The following is a 236-nucleotide window of genomic DNA, read 5'->3' as shown; positions in this document are numbered from 1 at the left end:
CATGCGGATATCGCGCATCGCTGGTTCAGCAAACCCAACCTGTTCCTGTTCCTGCCGGTTCCGGTATTGGTGCTGCTCTGTTCGTGGGGCATTGTGCGCGCCATTAAGCGCGAGGCGCACTATTCACCGTTCCTGCTGACGCTGGCGCTGATCTTCCTGGGCTTCTCCGGGCTGGGCATCAGTATCTGGCCAAACATTATTCCGCCATCAGTGACCATCTGGGCTGCCGCCTCACC

At 59.3% G+C, this 236-nt stretch carries 1 protein-coding gene; it reads left to right on the top strand.

The window, feature by feature from the left end:
* Nucleotides 1-236 (top strand): cytochrome d ubiquinol oxidase subunit II (locus SB756_RS35365; protein WP_410913919.1); only part of this gene is annotated, 236 nt, incomplete at both ends.

Origin of the sequence: Pseudomonas sp. SIMBA_068 (assembly GCF_046534705.1) — a bacterium.
Classification (GTDB): domain Bacteria; phylum Pseudomonadota; class Gammaproteobacteria; order Pseudomonadales; family Pseudomonadaceae; genus Aquipseudomonas; species Aquipseudomonas putida.
Note: the sequence above shows the minus strand (reverse complement) of the source record. Positions and strands in the feature narration are given on the sequence as shown.